This window comes from Pandoraea terrae, assembly GCF_902459695.1.
GTDB lineage: Bacteria > Pseudomonadota > Gammaproteobacteria > Burkholderiales > Burkholderiaceae > Pandoraea > Pandoraea terrae.
On sequence record NZ_CABPRZ010000018.1, the window covers coordinates 86040 to 107456 of the forward strand.

The 21417-nt window shown below is 64.4% G+C and carries 22 protein-coding genes; 9 read left to right on the forward strand and 13 right to left on the reverse strand.

Annotated features, from left to right (window positions below; all coding sequences use genetic code 11):
- Positions 1–124: 124 nt before the first annotated feature.
- Positions 125–1621, forward strand: coding sequence for an MDR family MFS transporter (locus tag PTE30175_RS19370; protein ID WP_150698700.1), 1497 nt, complete (start codon positions 125–127; stop codon positions 1619–1621).
- 90 nt (positions 1622–1711) lie between these two features.
- On the opposite strand, the gene ychF is transcribed toward PTE30175_RS19370, so the two are convergent.
- Positions 1712–2806: a redox-regulated ATPase YchF gene (gene ychF, locus PTE30175_RS19375; RefSeq protein WP_150698701.1), complete on the reverse strand. Its 1095-nt coding sequence runs from the start codon at positions 2804–2806 to the stop codon at positions 1712–1714.
- 385 nt (positions 2807–3191) lie between these two features.
- On the opposite strand from ychF, the gene PTE30175_RS19380 reads away from it, so the two are divergent.
- From PTE30175_RS19380 to PTE30175_RS19395, 4 genes are all read left to right on the forward strand, one after another.
- Positions 3192–3614 (forward strand): YXWGXW repeat-containing protein, encoded by a 423-nt coding sequence (locus tag PTE30175_RS19380; protein WP_150698702.1) that lies wholly within the window; start codon positions 3192–3194, stop codon positions 3612–3614.
- Positions 3615–3727: 113 nt separating this feature from the next.
- The gene (locus PTE30175_RS19385) at positions 3728–4894 is read left to right on the forward strand and encodes a UbiH/UbiF family hydroxylase (protein WP_150698703.1); all 1167 of its coding nucleotides are present in this window, start codon (positions 3728–3730) and stop codon (positions 4892–4894) included.
- 44 nt (positions 4895–4938) lie between these two features.
- Positions 4939–5682 (forward strand): DsbC family protein, encoded by a 744-nt coding sequence (locus tag PTE30175_RS19390; protein WP_150698704.1) that lies wholly within the window; start codon positions 4939–4941, stop codon positions 5680–5682.
- 137 nt (positions 5683–5819) lie between these two features.
- Positions 5820–7616, forward strand: coding sequence for a M61 family metallopeptidase (locus tag PTE30175_RS19395; protein WP_150698705.1), 1797 nt, complete (start codon positions 5820–5822; stop codon positions 7614–7616).
- 13 nt (positions 7617–7629) lie between these two features.
- Here PTE30175_RS19395 and PTE30175_RS19400 read toward each other — a convergent pair whose 3' ends face one another.
- Entirely contained in the window at positions 7630–8559 is a 930-nt protein-coding gene (locus PTE30175_RS19400; protein WP_191629144.1) for a LysR family transcriptional regulator, read from the reverse strand.
- A gap of 145 nt (positions 8560–8704) precedes the next feature.
- Between PTE30175_RS19400 and PTE30175_RS19405 the strand changes: the two genes are divergently transcribed.
- Positions 8705–9304: an FMN-dependent NADH-azoreductase gene (locus PTE30175_RS19405; protein ID WP_150698707.1), complete on the forward strand. Its 600-nt coding sequence runs from the start codon at positions 8705–8707 to the stop codon at positions 9302–9304.
- 44 nt (positions 9305–9348) lie between these two features.
- The gene (locus PTE30175_RS19410) at positions 9349–10245 is read left to right on the forward strand and encodes a pirin-like C-terminal cupin domain-containing protein (RefSeq protein WP_150698708.1); all 897 of its coding nucleotides are present in this window, start codon (positions 9349–9351) and stop codon (positions 10243–10245) included.
- Between the two features lie 24 nt (positions 10246–10269).
- Here the strand turns inward: PTE30175_RS19410 and PTE30175_RS19415 are convergent, their stop codons facing one another.
- The 8 genes from PTE30175_RS19415 to rpe form a co-directional block, all read right to left on the reverse strand.
- Complete coding sequence (locus tag PTE30175_RS19415; RefSeq protein ID WP_150698709.1) at positions 10270–11073, reverse strand: uracil-DNA glycosylase; 804 nt, start codon at positions 11071–11073, stop codon at positions 10270–10272.
- A gap of 36 nt (positions 11074–11109) precedes the next feature.
- Positions 11110–11814 (reverse strand): CYTH domain-containing protein, encoded by a 705-nt coding sequence (locus PTE30175_RS19420; protein WP_150698710.1) that lies wholly within the window; start codon positions 11812–11814, stop codon positions 11110–11112.
- Positions 11793–12620 (reverse strand): indole-3-glycerol phosphate synthase TrpC, encoded by an 828-nt coding sequence (gene trpC / locus PTE30175_RS19425; protein ID WP_150698711.1) that lies wholly within the window; start codon positions 12618–12620, stop codon positions 11793–11795. Before trpC ends, PTE30175_RS19420 begins: the two co-directional genes overlap by 22 nt.
- A 36-nt stretch (positions 12621–12656) precedes the next feature.
- Positions 12657–13694, reverse strand: a complete 1038-nt coding sequence (gene trpD, locus PTE30175_RS19430; protein WP_150698712.1) for an anthranilate phosphoribosyltransferase — start codon at positions 13692–13694, stop codon at positions 12657–12659.
- 14 nt (positions 13695–13708) lie between these two features.
- Complete coding sequence (locus PTE30175_RS19435; RefSeq protein ID WP_150698713.1) at positions 13709–14281, reverse strand: anthranilate synthase component II; 573 nt, start codon at positions 14279–14281, stop codon at positions 13709–13711.
- A 51-nt stretch (positions 14282–14332) separates the two neighbouring features.
- A complete protein-coding gene (gene trpE / locus PTE30175_RS19440; RefSeq protein WP_150698714.1) occupies positions 14333–15838 on the reverse strand; it encodes an anthranilate synthase component I in 1506 nt (501 codons plus the stop codon).
- Positions 15839–16135: 297 nt separating this feature from the next.
- Positions 16136–16867, reverse strand: a complete 732-nt coding sequence (locus tag PTE30175_RS19445; protein WP_150698715.1) for a phosphoglycolate phosphatase — start codon at positions 16865–16867, stop codon at positions 16136–16138.
- Entirely contained in the window at positions 16864–17556 is a 693-nt protein-coding gene (gene rpe, locus PTE30175_RS19450) for a ribulose-phosphate 3-epimerase (RefSeq protein WP_150698716.1), read from the reverse strand. Before rpe ends, PTE30175_RS19445 begins: the two co-directional genes overlap by 4 nt.
- 237 nt (positions 17557–17793) lie before the next feature.
- Between rpe and apaG the strand changes: the two genes are divergently transcribed.
- Positions 17794–18168, forward strand: a complete 375-nt coding sequence (gene apaG, locus PTE30175_RS19455; RefSeq protein ID WP_150698717.1) for a Co2+/Mg2+ efflux protein ApaG — start codon at positions 17794–17796, stop codon at positions 18166–18168.
- A gap of 36 nt (positions 18169–18204) precedes the next feature.
- On the opposite strand, the gene PTE30175_RS28305 is transcribed toward apaG, so the two are convergent.
- Positions 18205–18348, reverse strand: coding sequence for a hypothetical protein (locus PTE30175_RS28305; protein WP_191629145.1), 144 nt, complete (start codon positions 18346–18348; stop codon positions 18205–18207).
- Here PTE30175_RS28305 and mltA point away from each other — a divergent pair.
- The gene (gene mltA, locus PTE30175_RS19460) at positions 18347–19486 is read left to right on the forward strand and encodes a murein transglycosylase A (RefSeq protein WP_150698718.1); all 1140 of its coding nucleotides are present in this window, start codon (positions 18347–18349) and stop codon (positions 19484–19486) included. The genes PTE30175_RS28305 and mltA overlap by 2 nt on opposite strands.
- A gap of 83 nt (positions 19487–19569) precedes the next feature.
- On the opposite strand, the gene paaK is transcribed toward mltA, so the two are convergent.
- Together paaK and paaI are read right to left on the reverse strand one after the other, a co-directional pair.
- Positions 19570–20865 carry a phenylacetate--CoA ligase PaaK gene (gene paaK / locus PTE30175_RS19465; protein ID WP_150698719.1) on the reverse strand — a complete coding sequence of 432 codons (1296 nt, stop codon included), beginning with the start codon at positions 20863–20865 and terminating at the stop codon, positions 19570–19572.
- Positions 20866–20936: 71 nt separating this feature from the next.
- Positions 20937–21410, reverse strand: a complete 474-nt coding sequence (gene paaI, locus PTE30175_RS19470) for a hydroxyphenylacetyl-CoA thioesterase PaaI (RefSeq protein ID WP_420819660.1) — start codon at positions 21408–21410, stop codon at positions 20937–20939.
- Positions 21411–21417: the final 7 nt, after the last annotated feature.

A 21417-nucleotide genomic window follows, 5' to 3' on the forward strand; every position in this document is an offset into this window, starting at 1 on the left:
GTGTCCAGCTGACAAGGGGCGGATGCCGTACGGGGGGAGAGCTTGCGGCGCGTCCAACACGCTTTTGTAAGCAGGCGCATAATACCGGCTCCCCCTGCAACGTCTTACCCGAAAAAACGTCCCCATGTCTTCTTCCCGCCAGGCGGCCAGGCCGTTTATTGTCGCATCGGTGATGGCTTCGTCGGCAATGGTTGCCCTCGAAGCCACCATCGTCTCGACAGCGATGCCGCAAATCGTCGCCCAACTGGGCGGCTTGAATCTCTACAGTTGGGTTTTCTCCGCTTTCCTGTTGACGCAAACCGCGATGACGGTGGTCGTCGGCAAGCTCGCGGACCTTTACGGCCGCAAGCCGGTCATGTTGGCGGGCGTCGTCATTTTCCTTGCCGGCTCGATCTTCGCCGGTTTCGCGTGGTCGATGCCTGCCATGATCGTGTTCCGCCTGATTCAGGGCGTCGGCGCGGCGGCGATCCAGCCGATCGGGCTCACGATCGTCGCGGACCACTATCCGGTGCACGAACGCGGCAAGGTGCAAGGCTATCTCGCGAGCGTCTGGGCCATTTCGGCCGTGCTCGGCCCGATGGTCGGCGGCATCATTCTGCGCGACATGTCGTGGGCGTGGATCTTCTGGATCAACATTCCGATCGGTGTGCTGGCGTTGGCCGGGTTCATGGTTTATCTGCATGAAGACGAAACGCACGGCCACCCGTCGATCGACATCCTCGGCGCGGCGCTGTTCACGGCAGCCGTGGCGGCGTTGATGATCGCGCTGACGGACGCCAACGCCATCACGGACACGCACGTCTGGTCGGGACTGTTGGTGTGCGGGGTTGCGACCCTGCTGTTCATCTGGCAGGAGCGCCGTGCGGCGGACCCGATGATTTCGTTCGCGCTGTGGGGCCACCGGCCGATCGCTACGGCCAATGCGGCAACGGTCCTTTCCGGCATGGTGCTGATGGGCCTGACGACATTCCTGCCGATGTACGCGCAGGGCGTGCTGCGCCAGTCGCCCGTGGTGGCCGGACTGGCGTTGACCATGGTGATGGTCGGCTGGCCCATGGGCGCGACGATTGCGGCCAAGACGTTTACGCGCCTGGGCCTGCGCCGCGTGCTGGTGGTCGGCAGCCTGTTCCTGCCCGCCGGGGCGTTGATCTTCGCGTTGCTCGGTCCGGCGAGTTCGCCGGTCGTGGCCGGCGTCGGTTCACTGTTGATGGGGTTCGGCATGGGCACGACCAGCGTCAGTTCGCTGGTGCTGATTCAGGAGATCGTCGACGTTTCCCAGCGCGGCAGCGCCACGGCATCGAATCTGTTTTCGCGCAACCTCGGCAGTACGCTGGGTGCCATGTTGTTCGGCGCGGTGCTGAATTTCGGGCTCACGCACGCGACCGGTATCGGTGCGGTGTCATCGGACCAGTTGCGCCATGTGCTTGAAGGGCAGACGGCCAATGACATGGCCGACACGGTCATTCGCGGCGTGCTGCAACACTCCTTGCATCTGACATTCCTGTCGATGTTCGGCATTACCGCGTTGATCGTGGTGCTGGTGCTGCTGGTGCCCACCGCCGCCGTCGACAAGCTCCGCCGCGCGCCCGCCGGGGCGGCCTCGGGCGCTATGGGGCATTGACGTGATGAGGGCATGAAAAAACCCGCGGCCAGCGCGGGTTTTCTCGGCAACGGCGCGGCGGTGTGGCCCGCGCGAGGGATCGTCGGGCGATCAGACGTTGAACAGGAAGTTCATGACGTCGCCGTCGTGCACGACATACTCCTTGCCTTCGGCGCGCATCTTGCCGGCTTCCTTGGCGCCTTGCTCGCCCTTGAGGGCGATGTAGTCGTCATACGCGATCGTCTGCGCACGAATGAAACCGCGCTCGAAGTCCGTATGGATCACGCCGGCCGCCTGCGGTGCGGTGTCGCCCACATGGATCGTCCAGGCGCGCACTTCCTTGACGCCCGCCGTGAAATACGTCTGGAGGCCAAGCAGCTTGAAGCCGGCGCGAATCACGCGATCCAGGCCCGGCTCCTCCATGCCCATGTCGGCGAGGAAGTCGGCCTTGTCGGCGTCGTCCAGATCGGCGATTTCCGCTTCGATCGCGGCACACACGGCCACCACCGGCGCGCCTTCGATTTCGGCGTACTTGCGGATCGCGTCCAGGTGGGGATTGTTCTCGAAACCGTCTTCCAGCACGTTTGCAACGTACATCGTCGGCTTGGCCGTGATCAGGCAGAACGGCTTGATCAGCGCCAGTTCGTCACCCGAGAGCTTGAGCGAACGCACCGGACGCGCTTCATTGAGCACCGGCACGACTTTCTCGAGCACGGCCACGAGCTTTGCCGCTTCCTTGTCGTTGCCCGACTTCGCGGCCTTCGTGTAGCGCTGCAGCGCCTTCTCGACGGTGGCGAGGTCGGCCAGCGCGAGTTCGGTGTTGATGACTTCGATGTCAGAAATCGGATCGACCTTGCCCTGCACGTGGATGACGTTCTCGTCTTCGAAGCAGCGCACGACGTGCGTGGTGGCGTCCGTCTCACGAATATTCGCGAGGAACTGGTTGCCGAGGCCTTCGCCCTTCGATGCGCCGGCCACCAGGCCTGCGATGTCGACGAACTCGACCGTGGCCGGCAGCACACGCTCCGGCTTGACGATCTCGGCCAGCTTGCCCAGACGCGGATCGGGCACTTCGACCACGCCCACGTTCGGCTCGATCGTGCAGAACGGGTAGTTTTCGGCCGCGATGCCGGCTTTGGTCAGGGCATTGAAGAGGGTCGACTTGCCAACGTTGGGCAGGCCGACGATGCCGCATTTGAGGCTCATAAAATTCCTGTGAATCAGTCAGTTAGCTTCCAGCCGCGCGGCGGCGGGCCGTCAGCCGGACCGCGGGCGAGCTTGGTTGCGGACGTCGCCGGCCGGGCAGGGCGGTATCGCGCCCCGGCGACGCCGGATTCGTCGCATGAAGACCGCTATTGTAACCGTTCCGGCGGCCTGCCTCCAAAGGCGGCGCGCCTGCGGGCCCCGGGACCTGCAGGCCCTAACGTGCCGCGAACGTGTCGCACTTGCGGATATCCCCCGATTCGATGCCGAAACGCGCGGCAACGGAATGGCCCCAGTGGATCCCGGATACGCCTTGTTACAGCGCAGGCGCGGCGAACCGCGGATAATGACGGTGAGCCCCTTAACGACAAACAAGGAACGTGGCCCGATGAATCGCTCCCGTTTTGCCACTTTGATTTCGGCCATGTTGCTGGCCGCCAGTTGTCTCGGCGCATCCGCTGCGCACGCCCAGGTGTCGGTCAACGTCGGCATCGGCATTGCCCCGCCGGCGCCGATCTATGAACCCGTGCCGCCGCCGCGTGCCGGCTATGTATGGGCGCCCGGCTATTGGGCGTGGGATGACTACGGCCACAAGCACAAATGGAAGCGGGGCCGTTGGGAGCTTGAGCGCCCGGGCTATGCCTATGAATCTCCGCACTGGGAGCGGGGCGGCGGCGGCTGGGTGTTCGTGCCCGAGCGCTGGGACGACCGCCGGGGCCGATACGACAGGCGCGACGAGTACGATAAGCACTACGACAAGCGCGGCGGCTATCACTGTCCGCCCGGACACGCGAAGAAGGGCGAGTGCTGACGCGCCGGCGCGGCGTGATGCAGCGCAATGCGCGGGTCCGCCCGGGCGTGCGACAATACGGTTTCTTGATATGAAACCGGTTCGTCCGTGCCCGGCGCGGACGATTTCGCTGCATGACTCAAACGCAAACCCATGACGTGATCGTCGTCGGCGGCGGCCTGATCGGCAAGGCCGCGGCGCTTCTGCTCGCGCAAGCCCGGCTGTCCGTCGCGTTGCTGGCCCAGCCTGCGGCCCCTGTTGCCGACGCGTGGGATGCCCGCATCTATTCGCTGTCCTCCAGTTCGCAGATGCTGTTCGAGCGTATGCGTGTGTGGCAGGCCGTCGATGCGGCGCGCCTCAATCCCGTCTTCGACATGCAGGTTTTCGGCGACGATCGCGGGGCCTTGCACTTCTCGGCTTACCAGGCGGCGGTGCCACAACTCGCCTGGATCGCCGAATCGTCGAACCTCGAACGCGCCCTCGACGCCGCGCTGCGCTTTTCGCCGCAAGTGCATTGGATCGACGCTCATGCCGAGGCGCTTATCGCCACGGACGACAGCGCCGCGCTGCGCCTGGCCAACGGCACGCAGTTGTGCGCGTCGCTGGTCGTGGGCGCCGACGGCGCGCAGTCGTGGGTGCGCCAGACGGCTGGCCTCGACGGTAGCCGCCGCCCGTACCGCCAGGTCGGCATCGTCTGCAATTTTCATGCGGAACGCCCGCACCGCGATACCGCCTTCCAGTGGTTTCACGACGGTGAGATTATCGCGCTGCTCCCGTTGCCCGGCCAGCATGTGTCGCTCGTATGGTCCGCATTCGACGATCACGCCCAGCATCTGCTCGGGATGGATCCCAAACGGCTTGCCGAGCAGGTCGGCGAATTCGCCCATGCTGAACTCGGCGCGCTGACGCCGGTCTCAACGCGCGCGCAAGGATTTCCGCTCGCGCTCTCGCAAGCCAAGCGTCTGATCGGGCAGCGCGTGGCGCTCCTCGGCGACGCCGCGCACACGGTGCATCCGCTGGCGGGGCAGGGCATGAACCTCGGCCTGCGCGACGTGGCCGCCCTGGGCGACGTCATCGCCGGACGCGAGAGCTTCCGCGATTGCGGCGCCCCGACTGTGCTGCGACGCTATGAGCGCGCCCGCCGCGAAGATATCGACAGCATGGCCCTCACGACAGACGGCCTGCAGAAGCTTTTCGCGCTGGGCGGTCCGTTCGCGAAATTCGTGCGCAATACGGGGCTGGACGGCGTCAATACGCTGCCGTTCATCAAAAAATTCCTGATCGGCCGAGCGCTGGGTTGAGCCCGCGCGCGATGGCGATCCATCCAATTCCAAGGGAGTCTTCGATGTTCAAACGATATCGTGCAGTAGTGCTCGGCGTCGCCGCCCTGTGCGCGGCCGGCATGACCGCCTTCGCCGTGGCGCAAAACAATGGCGATGCCGTGCTCGACCGCGTCAAGGCCAACGTGCAGAAGACCCTCGGCGCAGACGCACCCGTGAAGTCCGTCGCCAAAACGCCGCTGCCGGGCCTCTATGAAGTGGCCGTCGGCGGCGACGTGATCTATGCCGACGAAAAGGGCGCGTATCTCATCATTGGCGGCAATCTGATCGATACCAAAACGCGACAGAACCTGACCGAAGCGCGCCAATCGGAACTGAACAAGGTTGATTTTGCCAAGTTGCCGCTCGATCGCGCGATCAAATACGTGAAGGGCAACGGCAGCCGCAAGATCGCTGTGTTCTCCGACCCGAATTGCCCCTATTGCAAGCGCTTTGAAGAAACTTTGAAGTCGAACATCAACAACGTGACCGTGTACACGTTCCTGTTCCCGGTGCTCGGTCCCGATTCGACGGCCAAGTCGAAGGCGATCTGGTGCGCTTCGGACCGCCTGAAGTCGTGGCATGACTGGATGCTCGACAAGAAGGTGCCTGCCACCGCGGACTGCAGCACGCCGATCGACCAGAATCTGGCGCTCGGCCATCAATACAACGTGACCGGCACGCCGACGATCATTCTGGCCGACGGCCGTCGTCTGCCCGGCGCCGTGCCTGCCGCAGAACTCGAAAAAGCGCTCTCCAGCGTCAAGTAATACCGAAGTAGGGCGGCGCGCGTGATCGATCTGCGCGCGCCGCCGGCACCGCCCGGTTTCTCCGGAAGGCGCGTGCCGATCCGTTCCAGTGGCCTGCCTGCCCGTCCCAATAAGAAAATCGCCGCCAAGCCAACGCCATGAAAGCTATCCGTTACGCCATCGTTCCAAAGTCGCCCGCCGCTCACCTCTTCGACGTGACGGTGACGATTTCCTCGCCGGCGCCCGAGGGCCAGCGCCTGTCATTGCCGGCGTGGATTCCCGGCAGCTACATGGTGCGCGAGTTCGCTCGCAATATCGTGACGATCGGCGCCACGTGCCGCGGCCGCAAGGTGGCCTTGACGAAGCTCGACAAGCATTCCTGGCAGGCCGCACCTTGCAGGGGCACATTGATCGTGACGTATGAAGTCTACGCGTGGGACTTGTCGGTGCGCGCAGCGCATCTCGATGACACGCATGGTTTCTTCAACGGCACGAGCGTGTTCCTGAAGGTGCACGGACAGGAAGCTGCGCCAGTCGAAGTCGACATCCTGCGCCCGCGTGGCGCGGCGTACCGCGAGTGGCGCGTGGCCACCGCGCTGGCGCCGGCCGAGGGAACGGCGGCGCTCGATTTCGGCCGCTACCGCGCGGCGGACTACGACGAACTGATCGACTCGCCCGTCGAGCTCGGCACGTTCGTGCACGGTGCGTTCAAGGCCTGCGGCGTGGTACACGAGGTCGTGGTGACCGGCCCGGTGCCGAATCTCGACCTCGACCGCCTGATGCGCGACATGAAGAAGATCTGTGAGTCGCAGATTCGTCTGTTCGAGCCGGGGGCGAGCGCACGTTCGCGCGTGCCGATGGAGCGCTATGTGTTCCTCGTGATGACGACCGGCGAAGGCTATGGCGGACTTGAGCATCGCGCTTCGACCGCACTGCTGTGCGGCCGTAACGATCTGCCGGTACAAGGCCAGTCCGGCATGACGGACGCCTATCGCGGCTTTCTCGGCCTCGTCAGCCACGAATACTTCCATACGTGGAACGTCAAGCGTATCAAGCCGGCGGTGTTCGCGCCGTACGCGCTTGACCGGGAAAACTACACGACGCTGCTGTGGTTGTTCGAGGGCTTCACCTCCTACTACGACGACCTGATGCTCGTGCGCAGCGGCGTAATCCAGCCGGACGCGTATTACGAATTGCTGTGCAAGACGATTGCGAACGTCCTGCGCGGCAGCGGCCGTCTGAAGCAGAGCGTGGCAGAAAGCTCGTTCGATGCCTGGGTGAAGTACTACCGTCAGGACGAAAACGCGCCGAACGCGATCGTCAGCTATTACACGAAGGGGTCGCTGGTCGCGCTGGCCTTCGACTTGATCATCCGTTCGGAAACGCGCGGCCAGAAGTCGCTCGACGACATCATGCGGGCGCTGTGGCAACGCTACGGCCGCGACTTCTACAAAAGCAAGCCGGTCGGCATGGCAGAAGACGAGGTCCTGCCGCTGTTCGAGGAAGTCACGAGGGTGTCGCTGGGCGACTTCTTCCATGCATCGGTCAACGGTACCCGGGACCTGCCGCTGGAGCGTCTGTTCGAGCGCTTCGGCCTCGCGCTCGCGCCGGTGGTGAACGGCGACGCGCGCCCCGGCTTGGGCGTCAAGACGGCCAAGCGCGGCGAGGAGTGCACTCTCGCGCAGGTCCTCGACGGCGGGGCTGCGCAAACGGCCGGGCTGTCGGCCGGCGATACGCTCGTTGCGATCGACGGTCTGCGCGTGACTGCGGGCAACCTCGACAAGCTGCTCGAACGCTATCGCCCGGGCGATGAAGTCACGGTCCACGCCTTCCGTCGCGACGAACTGCGTGAAAGCACCCTCACGCTGGACGCGCCCGAAGTCACAAAATACAGCCTCACGGTCACGCGAGATCGCGCCGCGTCGCAGCGCCGTGAGCGCTGGCTGCACGGCTGATTGGCGCCTGGCGTCAGGGTGCCGGCACGTCCGGGTTACGGAATTCGTCGGGGCAGGTACGCGCGACGGCGAGCAGATGCTCGATGAACACCTGCGTCTTGCGCGGCAGAAAGCGCCGCGACGGCGTGACCAGATGCACGGGACTGCTCGGCAACGACCACTCCGGCAATACCCGGACCAGCCGTCCCGCAGCCACACCCGGCTGCGCGAGAATATCCGTCAACGCCGCGATGCCGCTGCCTGCGAGCGCCATCTCCTTGACCATCCCCATGCTGTTGGCCTGGATCGCGCCGTGCATCGTGATGTCCGCACGTTGACGGCCACGCGAGAGCGTATCCGTGTTGAATACGCGCCGCGCACCCTGCAGGATGACGAAACGATGGCCCTCGAGTTCGTCGGGGGTAGACGGCATGCCCGTCGACGCCAGATACAACGGGCTGGCGTACAGACTCCGTGAGAGTTCGAGCAGGGGGCGGGCGACCAGCGTGGAGTCGGACAGGTGGCCGGCGCGGATCGCAACGTCCACCCGCTCGGCAATCAGGTCGACTTGCCGTGAGCTGAGATCGATCTCGACGGTGATTTCGGGATACGCCGCACAGAATGTCGCCAGCGGCACGGCCAGCCATTCCATCGCGAAGTCGCCAGGCGCGGTGACGCGCAAGCGTCCGCGCGGTTTGTTCGACAACTGCGACGCGAAGTCGCGAGTCTCCTCGACTTCCTCCAGAATCGGCAGGCAGCGTTCGTAATACGCCTCGCCAACCTCGGTGAGTTCGAGCCGCCGTGTCGTCTTGTGCAGCAGCCGTGTGCCGAGCCGCGCCTCGAGCTTCGACAAGCGGCGGCTGACGGTCGCCTTGGGCAGGCTCAACCGTTCGCCCGCACGCGTGATCGATCCCGAGCGCACGACTTCGGCAAAGATCAGCATGTCGTTCAGGTCATCGATCATGGTTTCCGTCTCCCGATACCGCATTGTTCCAAAAAGGGAACAAACAGTTCGATTTTAGCGGCTTGTTTCATTTTTGTGAGTCATTAGAATTCATTCCAAGCCAACCGATCGACGGAAGGCATCTCGAACCCCCCAGGAGTGAGCCATGACCACGATTCTGCAAATCAACGCCGCCGCCCGTTCGCAAGGCGCCAACTCGACCACGCTGGCCAATGAAACCGTGGCCCGCCTGAGCGCGACGCGTCCCGGCGCGAAGGTTGTTGTCCGTAACCTGCTGTCGGACAACCTGCCCCACCTCGACGAAAGCGTGATCGGCGCGTTTTTTACGCCGGAAGAGCAACGTACGCCTGAGCAAAACGCCATCATCGCACGCAGCGACGCGCTGATCGCCGAAATCCAGGCCGCGGACCAGATCGTGATTGGCGTGCCCCTGTACAACTTCCAGGTGCCGTCGCAGCTCAAGGCGTACTTCGACTGGATCGCCCGTGCCCGCGTGACCTTCCGTTACCGTGAAGACGGCACGCCGGAAGGCCTGATCAAGGGCAAGAAGGTGTTCATCACGCTCGCCCGCGGCGGCCTGTACAAGGACACGCCGTCTGACACCCAAGTGCCGTACCTGAAGAGTATCCTGGGCTTCCTCGGTATGACCGACGTGACCTTCATCTACGCGGAAGGTCTGGCCCGTGGCGCCGATGCTGCCGCCACGTCGCTGGCGCAAGCCCGCGAAGCCATCGCCGCGCTGTAATCGGCACACGGTCCCCTGTTGTCATAGCACGCGCAGGCACCCCCATGGCGGATACCCAACGACTTCGTCGACGGCCGGCCCCGGCCGCCAAGGGGCCCGCCAAGCCGCGCGTGTTGCCCGTTACCCGGCCGGGCCGCTGTGCGGCCGTGGCCGGGGCGGGCGTTTTCGATCAACTGACAGAGACGGACCCGTTCCTCTCAATTGACGCCTTCCGCCGTCACGGCGCATCGATTCCGCCGCATCCGCATGCCGGTTGCGCCGTGGCGATCTACCCGTTGCCCGATACCGGCACCGCATTGCGCAGTCGCAATGCGCATGGCGGCGACGACATCGTGCGCCCCGGCGATCTGCTCTGGCTCGATGCCAATTGCGGCACGGTTCATGAAGACGTGCCAGTCACTCGCGATGCCGAGTGCCGGGGATTGCGATTGATCGTGAACCGTCCCGGCCGCCATCGCGCGGGGCCGCCGTCGCAATGTGTCGTGCCGCGCGAGCACATGCCGGTGTGGCGCGAAGGCGCCGTGGACCTCACGCTCGTTTGCGGACGCTGGCAGGCACGACAATCGCTGCTCGAACCCAGTGCGGCGACGTCGCTGCTGTTGCTGACGTGGCAGGGAGACGGCGCGTTGACCTTGCCGCTGGCCGCCGACGGCCGCCGCTGGTTTGCGCTGATACTCGATGCAAGCGCTGCCATCGGGGGGGTGGCGTTGACTGCGGGCGGCGAAGCCGAAGCGCTGATGCTTCCGTCAGGCCAATGGCAGGCGACGGGCCGCACAGGCACACGCATCGCTTTGGTTGGCGGTGAGCCGGTGAACGAGCCGGTCGTGTTTCGCGGCAATTTTGCGGCGCGCAATGAAGGGGAACTGGTGGATGTCTTGCGCCATTATCAACAGGGCGCAATGGGTGTGATGTGCATGCAGGGGCATGACGGGACGCATTGAAGCGTCGCGTGCCTTGGCGTGAACCTAGGCCGGCAGCCGCCAATCAATCGGCGCTGCGCCGTGCTGCTCGAGGAACCCGTTGGCGGCGCTGAAATGCCCGCAGCCGAGGAACCCGCGATGCGCCGACAACGGTGACGGATGCGGCGCTTCGAGCAGCAGATGGCCGTGTCCTTCAAGCAATGGCTTCTTTGCCTGTGCGTGGCTGCCCCACAGCATGAAGACGATCGGCGAATGATGGGCGGCGAGCGCTTGGAGCAGCCGATCCGTACACGCCTCCCATCCGCCTTGCCTGAAACGCTTCGCGTGGCTGGCGGCTTGCCCGGCCTCGACCGTCAGCACGGTATTGAGCAACAGCACGCCTTGCCTGGCCCATGCGTCAAGATGACCGTGCGCCGGCGGCGAGAAGCCGAGGTCGCGTTCGATTTCCTTGTAGATGTTACGCAGCGACGGCGGCGTGCGCACGCCGCGCTGCACGGAAAACGCGAGGCCGTGCGCCTGGGCGATGCCTTTGTCGTCCCCATGATACGGGTCCTGTCCGAGGATCACGACTTTCACGCCGCCAGGCGATGTCAGGTGCAGCGCGTGAAAAACATCCGCGGGGTAGACGGTCTTGCCGGCGGCCAACTCGCCGTCGACGAAATCGCACAGCGGCGCAAACGCAGGACTGTCGATGAATGGCGCAAGCAGCGTGCGCCATTCAGGCGGCAGTGTGTCGAACTGGGCCGACAGGGAGATCGGCACATTTGCCGGGGACGTGCCGGTGGACGACGGCGTGTCCGTCACATCGAAGAGGGAAGGTTGCTGATCGGAAGACGGACGGCGCGGCATGGGCAGGAGTGACGACGGTCGGCAAAAAGGTGCATTCTACGCGCCGCGCTGATCCGACACACGCTCGCGCAAACGGTAGCCGCGTTGCGCCTTGCTGATGTCGTTCGCTTCCAGCGCGGGAAACACCTGCCGCAGTTCATTGCCGAGCGCATGCAGCACCCGTTCGCCTTGCCCGCCCTGATCGCCGTCGGGCGCTTCAAGCAATTCAAGTTCGAGTTCAATGAGCGGCTCGGTATGTCGCTGCGCATCTTTTTCGACGGCAACGACGCCACGGTCGAAGGCGATTTCGACGGCCGTGCCGTCACCGGCGATGTATCGCCACAGCCGGCGATGAAAGTTTGTCTCGAACAGCGGTGACAACTGCGCCCCTTGCGTGCGCAGCATGTCCGCCACGCCGGGCACGTCGCAGGCGTTTGCCAACTTGCCCAGTTCCAGCGCTTCTCCGGCGACCGCCTGTTCCCATTCATGCCGCACGTGCAGGCCGCCGCCGGCGTCGCCCGCGGTCTTGAGCGTTTGCAGCCACTGCCCGGGGTGGCCCTCGCGCGACACGTGGCGCAACCGCAGCGCGGCGCGCGCCTGCGACAGCGCCAGCGACGGCGTGTCGAAATAGCGATTGATCAGGTGGCGTTCACCGCGTGCCTCGGCGCCGGGCAGGGCGTCGAGATGCGCAATGATCGCGTCGGCGTCCCGGGCCGGCAGATCGCCGGGCAACGTCAGTTTCAGTTCGCGTTCGATGGCCATGGCATGTCGAACAGTTGCGCGAGGGCTGCGCCCGGTTCCGGCGCGCGCATGAACGCTTCGCCGACGAGGAAGGCCTGAACGTTCGCCGCGCGCATTCGCGTCACGTCATCGCGCGACAGGATGCCCGATTCGGTAACGACCAACCGGTCGTCCGGAATATGCTTGAGCAGGCCGAGCGTGGTGTCGAGCGAGACTTCGAACGTATGCAGGTTGCGGTTGTTGACGCCGAGCAGCGGCGTGCGAAGTTCCAGTCCGGCGTCAAGTTCGCGGCCGTTATGCACTTCGACGAGCACGGCCATGCCGAGTTCGTGCGCTTGCGCTTCCAGGTCGCGCATCTGCGACAGTTCCAGCGCGGCGGCGATCAGCAGAATGCAGTCCGCGCCCATGGCACGCGCTTCATAGACCTGATACGCGTCGATCATGAAATCCTTGCGCAGCACAGGCAGATCGCACGCGGCGCGGGCCGCTTCAAGATACGCCGGCGCGCCTTGAAAAAAATGCACGTCGGTCAATACCGACAGGCACGCCGCGCCGCCTTTCTGATACGACTCGGCGATTTGCTGCGGCACGAAATGCTCGCGGATCACGCCTTTCGACGGGCTGGCCTTCTTGACTTCGGCGATCACCGCGGCTTGTCCGGCGGCGATCCTGGCACGCATGGCGCCGACGAAATCGCGTGTGCGCAATGCGCTGTCGCCCACGGTGCCCTCGGCATCGCGGCGCAGGCTCGCGAGATCGCGCGCACGGCGCGCGGCGGCGACTTCTTCGGCCTTCACGGCCAGGATTTTGTCGAGAACGGTAGACATGACAATCGTTTCCAGTACAGGGCGGCGGTGTGCCGCTTACGCCGATTTCGGTGCGAGTTGCTGCGTGAAGCGAACGAACTCATCGAGCTTCGCGCGTGCCGCGCCGCTGGCGATGGATTCGCGCGCGGCCGCGATGCCGTCGCCGATGCTGGCCACGCGATTCGCGGCGTACAGCGCGGTACCGGCGTTGAGCACAACGATTTCACGCGCAGTGCCGGGCGTATTGTCGAGTGCGGACAGCAGCATGGTTTTCGACTCCGTGGCGTCGGCCACCTTCAGGCTGCGGTTGCTGACCATCTGCAAGCCGAAGTCTTCCGGATGGATCTCGTACTCCGTCACCTTGCCGTCCTTCAGTTCGCCGATGAGCGTGGCCGCGCCGAGCGACACTTCGTCCATGCCGTCCTTGCCGTAGACAACGAGCACGTGCTCCGCGCCCAAGCGCTGCATCACGCGCACCTGAATGCCCACGAGGTCGGGATGGAACACGCCCATCAGTTGATTCGGTGCGCCGGCGGGATTCGTCAGCGGGCCGAGAATATTGAAGATCGTACGTACGCCCATTTCCTTGCGGATGGCCGCGACATTCTTCATGGCGGGATGATGGTTCGGGGCGAACATGAAGCCGATACCGACCGCCTTCAGGCACTCGGCCACTTGCTCGGCGTTGAGCATGATGTTGACGCCGAGCGCTTCGAGGACATCGGCGCTCCCCGATTTCGAGCTGACGCCGCGGTTGCCGTGCTTGGCCACCTTGGCGCCCGCACCGGCCGCGACGAACATCGACGCCGTGGAAATGTTGAACGTATGCGAGACATCGCCACCGGTGCCGACGATGTCTACGAAATGCTGGTCCGCCGGCGCGTCGACATGATTGGCGAATTCGCGCATCACTTGCGCGGCAGCAGCGATCTCGCCGATGGTTTCCTTCTTCACGCGCAGGCCGGTGATGATCGCGGCCGACATCACGGGCGAGATCTCGCCTTTCATGATGAGACGCATCAGGTGCAGCATCTCGTCGTGGAAGATTTCGCGGTGCTCGATGGTGCGCTGGAGGGCTTCTTGCGGGGTAATCATTTGACGCGTTCTCCTCAGCGCGCGGGCGCCGTCAAGAAATTGCGCAGCAGCGCGTGGCCGTGCTCGGACAGGATCGACTCGGGATGGAACTGCACGCCTTCGACGTCAAGCGTCTTGTGTCGCACGCCCATGATTTCGCCGTCGTCGGTCCAGGCGGTGATTTCGAGGCAATCGGGAAGCGTTTCGCGCTCGATCGCCAGGGAATGATAGCGCGTGACGGTGAAACGTTTGGGTAGCGAGGCGAACACCCCTTGCTGGGTGGTTTCGATCTCGCTGACCTTGCCGTGCATGATTTTCTGTGCGCGCACGACCTTGCCGCCGAAGGCCTCGCCGATGGCCTGATGGCCGAGACAGACGCCGAGAATCGGCACCTTGCCGGCGAAATGCCGCAGGACGTCGAGCGTGATGCCCGCGTTGGCCGGGCAGCTCGGGCCGGGCGACAGGCAGATGCGTTCGGGGGCGAGCGCGGCGATCTCGTCGATGCCGATTTCGTCGTTGCGGAAGACGCGCACGTCTTCGCCGAGTTCACCGAAGTATTGGACGATGTTGTAGGTGAACGAGTCGTAGTTGTCGATCATTAGCAGCATGATGGTCCCTGATCCGAAGGATGACGTTGGGCGGGCAGCCGTGCGGACGGCTTACAGTTCGGCGTCGAGGCCGTCCTGCACCTGTTCGGCGGCGCGCAATACGGCGCGCGCCTTGTTTTCCGTCTCTTGCCATTCGGATTCGGGGACCGAGTCCGCGACGATGCCTGCCGCTGCCTGCACGTACAGATTGCCGTCCTTGACGACGCCCGTGCGAATCGCGATGGCAACGTCCATTTCGCCCCCGAACGACAGGTAGCCGACGGCACCGCCATACAGGCCGCGCTTGACGGGTTCGAGCTCGTCGATCAGTTCCATCGCGCGCACCTTCGGCGCGCCGGTCAGCGTGCCGGCGGGGAACGTGGCGCGCAGCACGTCGATATTCGACAGGCCCGGCTTGAGACGTCCTTCGACCGAGCTGACGATATGCTGCACGTGGGAGTATTTTTCGATGACCATCTTGTCGGTAACCACGACCGACCCGGTCTGTGCAATGCGGCCGACGTCGTTGCGGGCGAGGTCGATCAGCATCACGTGCTCGGCAATTTCCTTGGGATCGTTGAGCAGTTCCGTGGCGAGTTCGGCGTCGCGCTCGGGGGTCGCACCGCGCGGGCGCGTGCCGGCGAGCGGCCGGATCGTCACGATTTCCTGCATGCCTTCCGGCGTCTGGCGCTGTTCGTTGCGCACCAGAATCTCCGGCGAAGCGCCGACGACCTGAAAATCACCGAAGTTGTAGAAGTACATGTACGGTGACGGATTCAGCGAGCGCAGCGCGCGATACAGCGACAGCGGCGCATCGCGGTACGGCTTGATCAGACGCTGGCCGACCTGGACCTGCATCAGTTCGCCCTCGGCGATCGCTTCCTTCGCTTTCGCCACGGCCGCCAGATAGTCGGCCTTGGCGAACTCGCGATAGGTTTCGCTGCGTACGCTGCCGGATGTCACCGGCGCATCGACCGGCGCGCGCAGGCGGGTGCGCAGCTCGCGCAGCCGCAAACGCGCATGCGAATACGCTTCCGGCTGCCCCGGGTCGGCGTAAATGATCAGATAGAGCTTGCCCGTCAGATTGTCGATGACGGCCAACTCCTCTGTCAGCAGCAACTGGATGTCGGGCAGGCCGAGATCGTCGCGCGGGGTCGTGTGCGCGAGTTTCTTCTCGATGTAGCGCACGGCGTCGTAGCCGAAGTAGCCGGCCAGTCCACCGCAGAAGCGCGGCATGCCGGGGCGCAGCGCCACTTTGAAGCGTGCCTGGAATTCGGTGATGAACGCGAGCGGATCGCCTTCATGCGTTTCGACGACGGCACCGTCGCGCAGCACTTCCGTCTTGGGGCCGTAGCTGCGCAGCAAGGTGCGCGCGGACAGCCCGATGAACGAATAGCGGCCGAAGCGTTCGCCGCCGACCACCGATTCGAGCAGGAATGTGTTGGCGCCGCGGCGGTCGCCCTGGGCCAGCTTGAGATAAAGCGACAACGGCGTGTCGAGATCGGCGAGGGCTTCGGCGATCAGCGGAATACGGTTGTAGCCTTGGTTGGCCAGCGACTTGAATTCGAGTTCGGTCATGTTTTTCTCTGCCGTAAGGCTTGATGCGGCCGCTTCGTGGGTGTGCAGAAGATCTGCGCGAACGCCCGGGGCCATTTGGGAGATTGTCGGCTCAACCGGGAGAACGCCCGTCGCGAAAATGGACGGCGAAGCGATACAAAAAACGGAAGCTGAAGACGAACTTCAGCGGCCCTGGAAACCCGCGAGGGGGCTCAGCAAGACCAGCGTCGCCAGGGCCAAGCCCCCCGGTCGATCACGCTCAGACTCCGTTTTCTGTTGAGAAACATGCGTTTGATCAGCTTAATGTGATGGTATCAATCAGCTTGTCAACAAGGGTGCGGCAGCGGTTGAAGTCCCGTCGAGTGACGGCAGGATCGCCCGGGCAGCCCCAAGTATTGAGGGGACTATACCATCCGTATCGATCGTTTGTATAGCTTCGCCGTGGTTGTATCCGTAAGGCACGGTCAATACGCGGCAGCCCGCCGCGCGCGCGGCTTGGGCGTCGTTGCCCGAGTCGCCGATCAGCACGGCCTGGCCCGGACGCACGCCGAATGCCTCGCATGCCTTGACGAGCGGCATCGGATCGGGCTTGCGCTTCGGCCAGGAGTCGCCCCCGTAGACCAGATCGAACGACGACAGCAGATCATAGTGTTCGAGCAACGCCACGGCCCAATCGTGCGACTTGTTGGTCACGCACGCGAGCGGCAGGCCCGCGGCGCGCAAGACGGCGATGCCTTCGCGCACTTCGGGATAAAGCGTGGTGTGCTCACCGTTGATTTCCGTGTAGACCGCCTGGTACCGGGCGCGGCCGCGTTCGAACAGCGCATCGGCCTGGTCGGCCGGGAAGCGCTCGGCGAGCGTGGTCCGGATCAGGTGATCGCCCCCCTTGCCGACGAACGTCATGAGGCGTTCCGTGTCGACGGGCGCCGCGCCGAGATCGGCCAGCATCGCATTGAGGGCGACGCTGAAATCGCCGGCGGTGTCGACGAGCGTGCCGTCGAGATCGATCATGACGGCACGGATGCCGTCGAGACGGATAGCGCTGCTCATGCCTGATCGCCCTTGACCTGGGACAGTTCGGCGCGCATCTGGTCGATGACGGCCTTGTAGTCGGGCTTGCCGAAAATCGCCGAGCCGGCCACGAACGTGTCGGCGCCGGCGGCGGCGATTTCGGCGATGTTGTCGACCTTCACGCCGCCGTCGATTTCCAGGCGAATGTGACGGCCGGTGCGCGCCTTGTATTCATCGATGCGGGCACGCACGGCGCGCAGCTTGTTAAGCGCTTCCGGAATGAACGACTGGCCGCCGAAGCCCGGGTTGACGGACATGATCAGCACCATGTCGACGCGGTCCATCACGTGATCGAGGTAATGCAGCGGCGTGGCCGGATTGAACACGAGGCCGGCCTGGCAGCCCGAATCGCGGATCAGGCCGAGCGTGCGGTCGATGTGTTCCGAGGCGTCCGGGTGGAACGTGATCAGGTTGGCGCCGGCTTTGGCGAAGTCGGGCACGATGCGGTCGACCGGGCGCACCATCAGGTGCACGTCGATCGGCACCGTCGTGTGCGGCCGGATCGCTTCGCAGACCAGCGGCCCGATCGTCAGGTTGGGAACGTAATGGTTGTCCATCACGTCGAAATGAATCCAGTCGGCGCCGGCCGCCACGACGTTGCGGACTTCTTCGCCAAGCCGGGCGAAGTCGGCGGAGAGAATGCTGGGGGCGATACAGAATTGCGTCATGGCTGGGTGGCGATCGGACGGGGAAAACCGCCATTTTAAAGCTTTGCGCCCGGACTTGCCTGATGAGTCGCTCCGTCGCTGGCCGCGGCACGCACAATGCGCGGGCAAATGCCGGTTGCCGGGGCGGGCGACTTGCCGCAGAATGCTTGGCGGACCGTCGGGCCTGGGTCCCCCGCCTCATGCCGATGTACGTTTGACCGCTTTACGTTTTATTTCCTCGCGCTACAGGATCCCGAGATGAGCCAGTACGAATTCACTGTCACGGTGCGCCCGCAGTATTTGCCGGAGCAGTCCGAGCCGGACCGGCGGCAATACGCGTTCGCCTACACCATCACGATCCGCAATACCGGTGAAGTTCCGGCGCAGTTGATCTCGCGCCATTGGGTGATCACCGATAGCGAAAACCGCGTGCAGGAAGTCAGCGGTCTGGGCGTCGTCGGCCATCAGCCGTTCCTGCAGCCTGGCGAACAATTCGAATACACGAGCTGGGCCATGGTGGCGACGCCCGTCGGCACCATGCGGGGCGAATACTTCTGCGTGGCCGAAGACGGGGCGCGCTTCGAGGTGCCGGTTCCCGAATTCGCGCTGACCATGCCGCGCACCCTGCATTGAGCGCAAGCCATTGGCGCGCATGTGGCCGAACCTGTCTCAGTCGGAGCGGTCCGGGCGGCGGTTGCGGACTTTCGTGCCGCCTTTCCTGCGAAACACCAGCACTGCGGCCAGTATCACCACGGCCAGCAAAAGCTCCGGCAGGACCAGCAAGGCCGGATATTCATCGAACAGATTGCTCATGACGCATTTTCCGAAGATTTTTCAAAGGCGATGCGCCAGTCGAGGACTGGCCGTCGCCGCGTTTGCGGTATTGCTTTACGGTTGCGCCAGCTACACGCCGCCGCCGGGCGCCGGCACACCCGGTACGCCGCCGCCTTCCACGCCGCCGGCGGGCCAGGGCCGCATGCAGGCGGTCAACTGGTCGCAAGTCGACGGCTGGCAGGATGACACCCTGATCGGCACCCGTCTGGCGCTGCAGCAGACCTGTGTCAAGCTTGGCCGGCAGGCGAACTGGCAGCGGGCGTGCAGCGCGGCCGACCAGCTCGACGACCTTGATCCGGCCGCCATGCGGCAATTCTTCGAGCAGTATTTCACACCGTTCCAGATTGCGAATTCAGACGGCACCCAAAGCGGTCTGATCACGGGCTATTACGAGCCGCTGCTGCACGGCTCGCGCGTGCGCAGCGGCAAATATCAAACGCCGCTGTACCGCTGGCCGACGGGCCGCAAGGCCGGCTCCCTGCCGGCGCGTGCCGAACTGAATCGCAGCGGCATGCTGCGCGGCAACGAACTGGCGTATGTCGATGATCCGATTGAAGCGTTCTTTCTGCAAGTGCAGGGCTCGGGCCAGATCGAAATGGAAGACGGCACGGTCATGCGCGTGGGCTACGCGGGCAATAACGACCAGCCCTACAAATCGATTGGCCGCTGGTTGATCGATCGCGGCGAGCTGACGCCGTCGCAGGCGACGATGCAGGGCATCCGCGCATGGGCGCGCGCAAATCCGTCGCGCGTGGACGCATTGCTCGAGGTGAATCCGCGCTTCGTGTTCTTCCGCGAGATGCCGAATCACGGTGCGCGCGGGGTCGAAGGGCCGGTCGGTGCCCTGGGTGTGCCGCTGACGGCGGAGCGTTCGATCGCCGTTGATCCGACCTCTGTCCCGCTTGGCAGTCCGGTGTTCCTGAGCACCACGCGTCCGCCGTACGGCGCACAAGCCAACGGCGCGTTGAACCGCCTCGTGTTCGCGCAGGATACGGGCAGCGCGATCAAAGGCGGCGTGCGCGCCGACTACTTTTGGGGCTTGGGCGACGATGCCGGCGATCTGGCGGGCCGCATGCGCCAGAGCGGCAAGATGTGGGTGTTGCTGCCGAATCTCTGAGCCCGGCATCGCATCCGTCAAACAAGGAAAAGCCCCGCGAAACTCAACCTCGCGGGGCTTTTTTCACGCGCTTTGGGCCTGGCTTACCGCGGACGCTTGTCGATGACGCGGCGGGCCTTGCCCACGGAGCGCTCGATACCGCCCACGGGCTTGACCTTGATCGCCGCCGAGATGCCGATCAGCGTCTTGATATCGCGCTTGAGCGCACCGCTTGCCGCTTGCAGGCTGGCTTCGTCGTGGCAATCCGCAGAGGCTTCAATCTCGATGACCACCGTGTCCATCGGACCTTCCTTGTCAAGGATGATCAGATAGTGCGGCGACAGCAGTGGCTGACGCAGCAGCAGTTCCTCGATCTGCGTCGGGAACACGTTCACGCCGCGGATGATCATCATGTCGTCGGAGCGGCCGGTGATCTTTTCCATGCGGCGCATCGTGCGCGCGGTACCCGGCAGCAGACGCGTCAGGTCGCGCGTGCGGTAACGGATGATCGGCAGGGCTTCTTTCGTCAGCGACGTGAAGACGAGTTCGCCGAATTCGCCGTCCGGCAACACTTCGCCGGTGTCGGGGTTGATGATTTCCGGATAGAAGTGATCTTCCCAGATGGTCGGGCCATCCTTCGTTTCGGCGCATTCCGACGCCACGCCCGGGCCCATCACTTCCGACAGGCCGTAGATGTCGACCGCGTCGATGCCCATGCGCTTTTCGATGGCGGTGCGCATGTCGTTCGTCCACGGCTCTGCGCCGAAAATGCCGATGCGCAGCGACGACTCGGCCGGGGCGAGGCCCTGGCGCTCGAACTCGTCGGCGATCGCCAGCATATAGCTTGGCGTGACCATGATGATGTCGGGCCTGAAGTCCTGGATCAGCTGGACCTGCTTCTCGGTCTGGCCGCCGCCGAACGGGATCACCGTCAGGCCGCAGCGTTCCGCACCGTAGTGCGCGCCGAGGCCGCCCGTAAACAAACCGTAGCCGTAGCTGACGTGCACTTTGTCGCCGCGGCGGGCGCCGGCGGCGCGGATCGAGCGCGCAACGAGATCGGCCCAGTTGCTGATGTCGTTCGCGGTGTAGCCGACGACCGTGGGCTTGCCCGTCGTGCCTGACGAAGCATGTACGCGCGACACGTTTTCCATCGGCACGGCAAACATGCCGAACGGATAGTTGTCACGCAGATCGTTCTTCGTGGTGAACGGGAACTTGGCGAGATCGGCCAGCGATTTCACATCGTCGGGGTGCACGCCGGCGTCGTCGAATTTCTTGCGATAGACCGGCGAATTGTCGTAGGCATGCCGCAGGGACCACTTCAGGCGTTCGAGCTGAAGGGTCTGCAGTTCGTCGAGGCTCGCTTTCTCGATGGACTCGAGCGGCAAGGCGGTGGTCATGACTGTCTCCTTGGGACACTACTCAATGAATCTCGCGAACGCCTGCGGCGGATTCGCGCGCTGCCGGGGCGTCAGACGACGTTGCCCTTGATCTGTGCGGATTTGCCGCGGAACATTGCGACGACTTCGCCGGCGGCGTTCGTCACCCGAATGTCGTAGATGCCGTAACGGCCCGACAGCACTTGTTCCGAGGCCTCGGCCGTGAGCGTATCGCCGCCGTACACGGGCTTCAGGAATTCAATGCTGCAACCGGCGGCGACGGTGTTGATGTTGTGGCTGTTGCAGGCGAACGCGAAGGTCGAGTCGGCCAGCGTAAACATCAGGCCGCCGTGACAAATGGCGTGGCCGTTGAGGAATTCGTCGCGCACACGCATGGTCATGCGGGCGTAGCCGGGACGGATTTCCTGCAATTCGATGCCGAGCCATTGGCTGCAGCGATCGGCACTGTACATTGCGTCACCGGCGGCACGCGCCAGCTGATCAGGCGTCATGTCCGCCGAGGTAGCGGCGCTCGGCGTGCTCGGGGCGTGTTGGGCGTTCTGCATACTCATG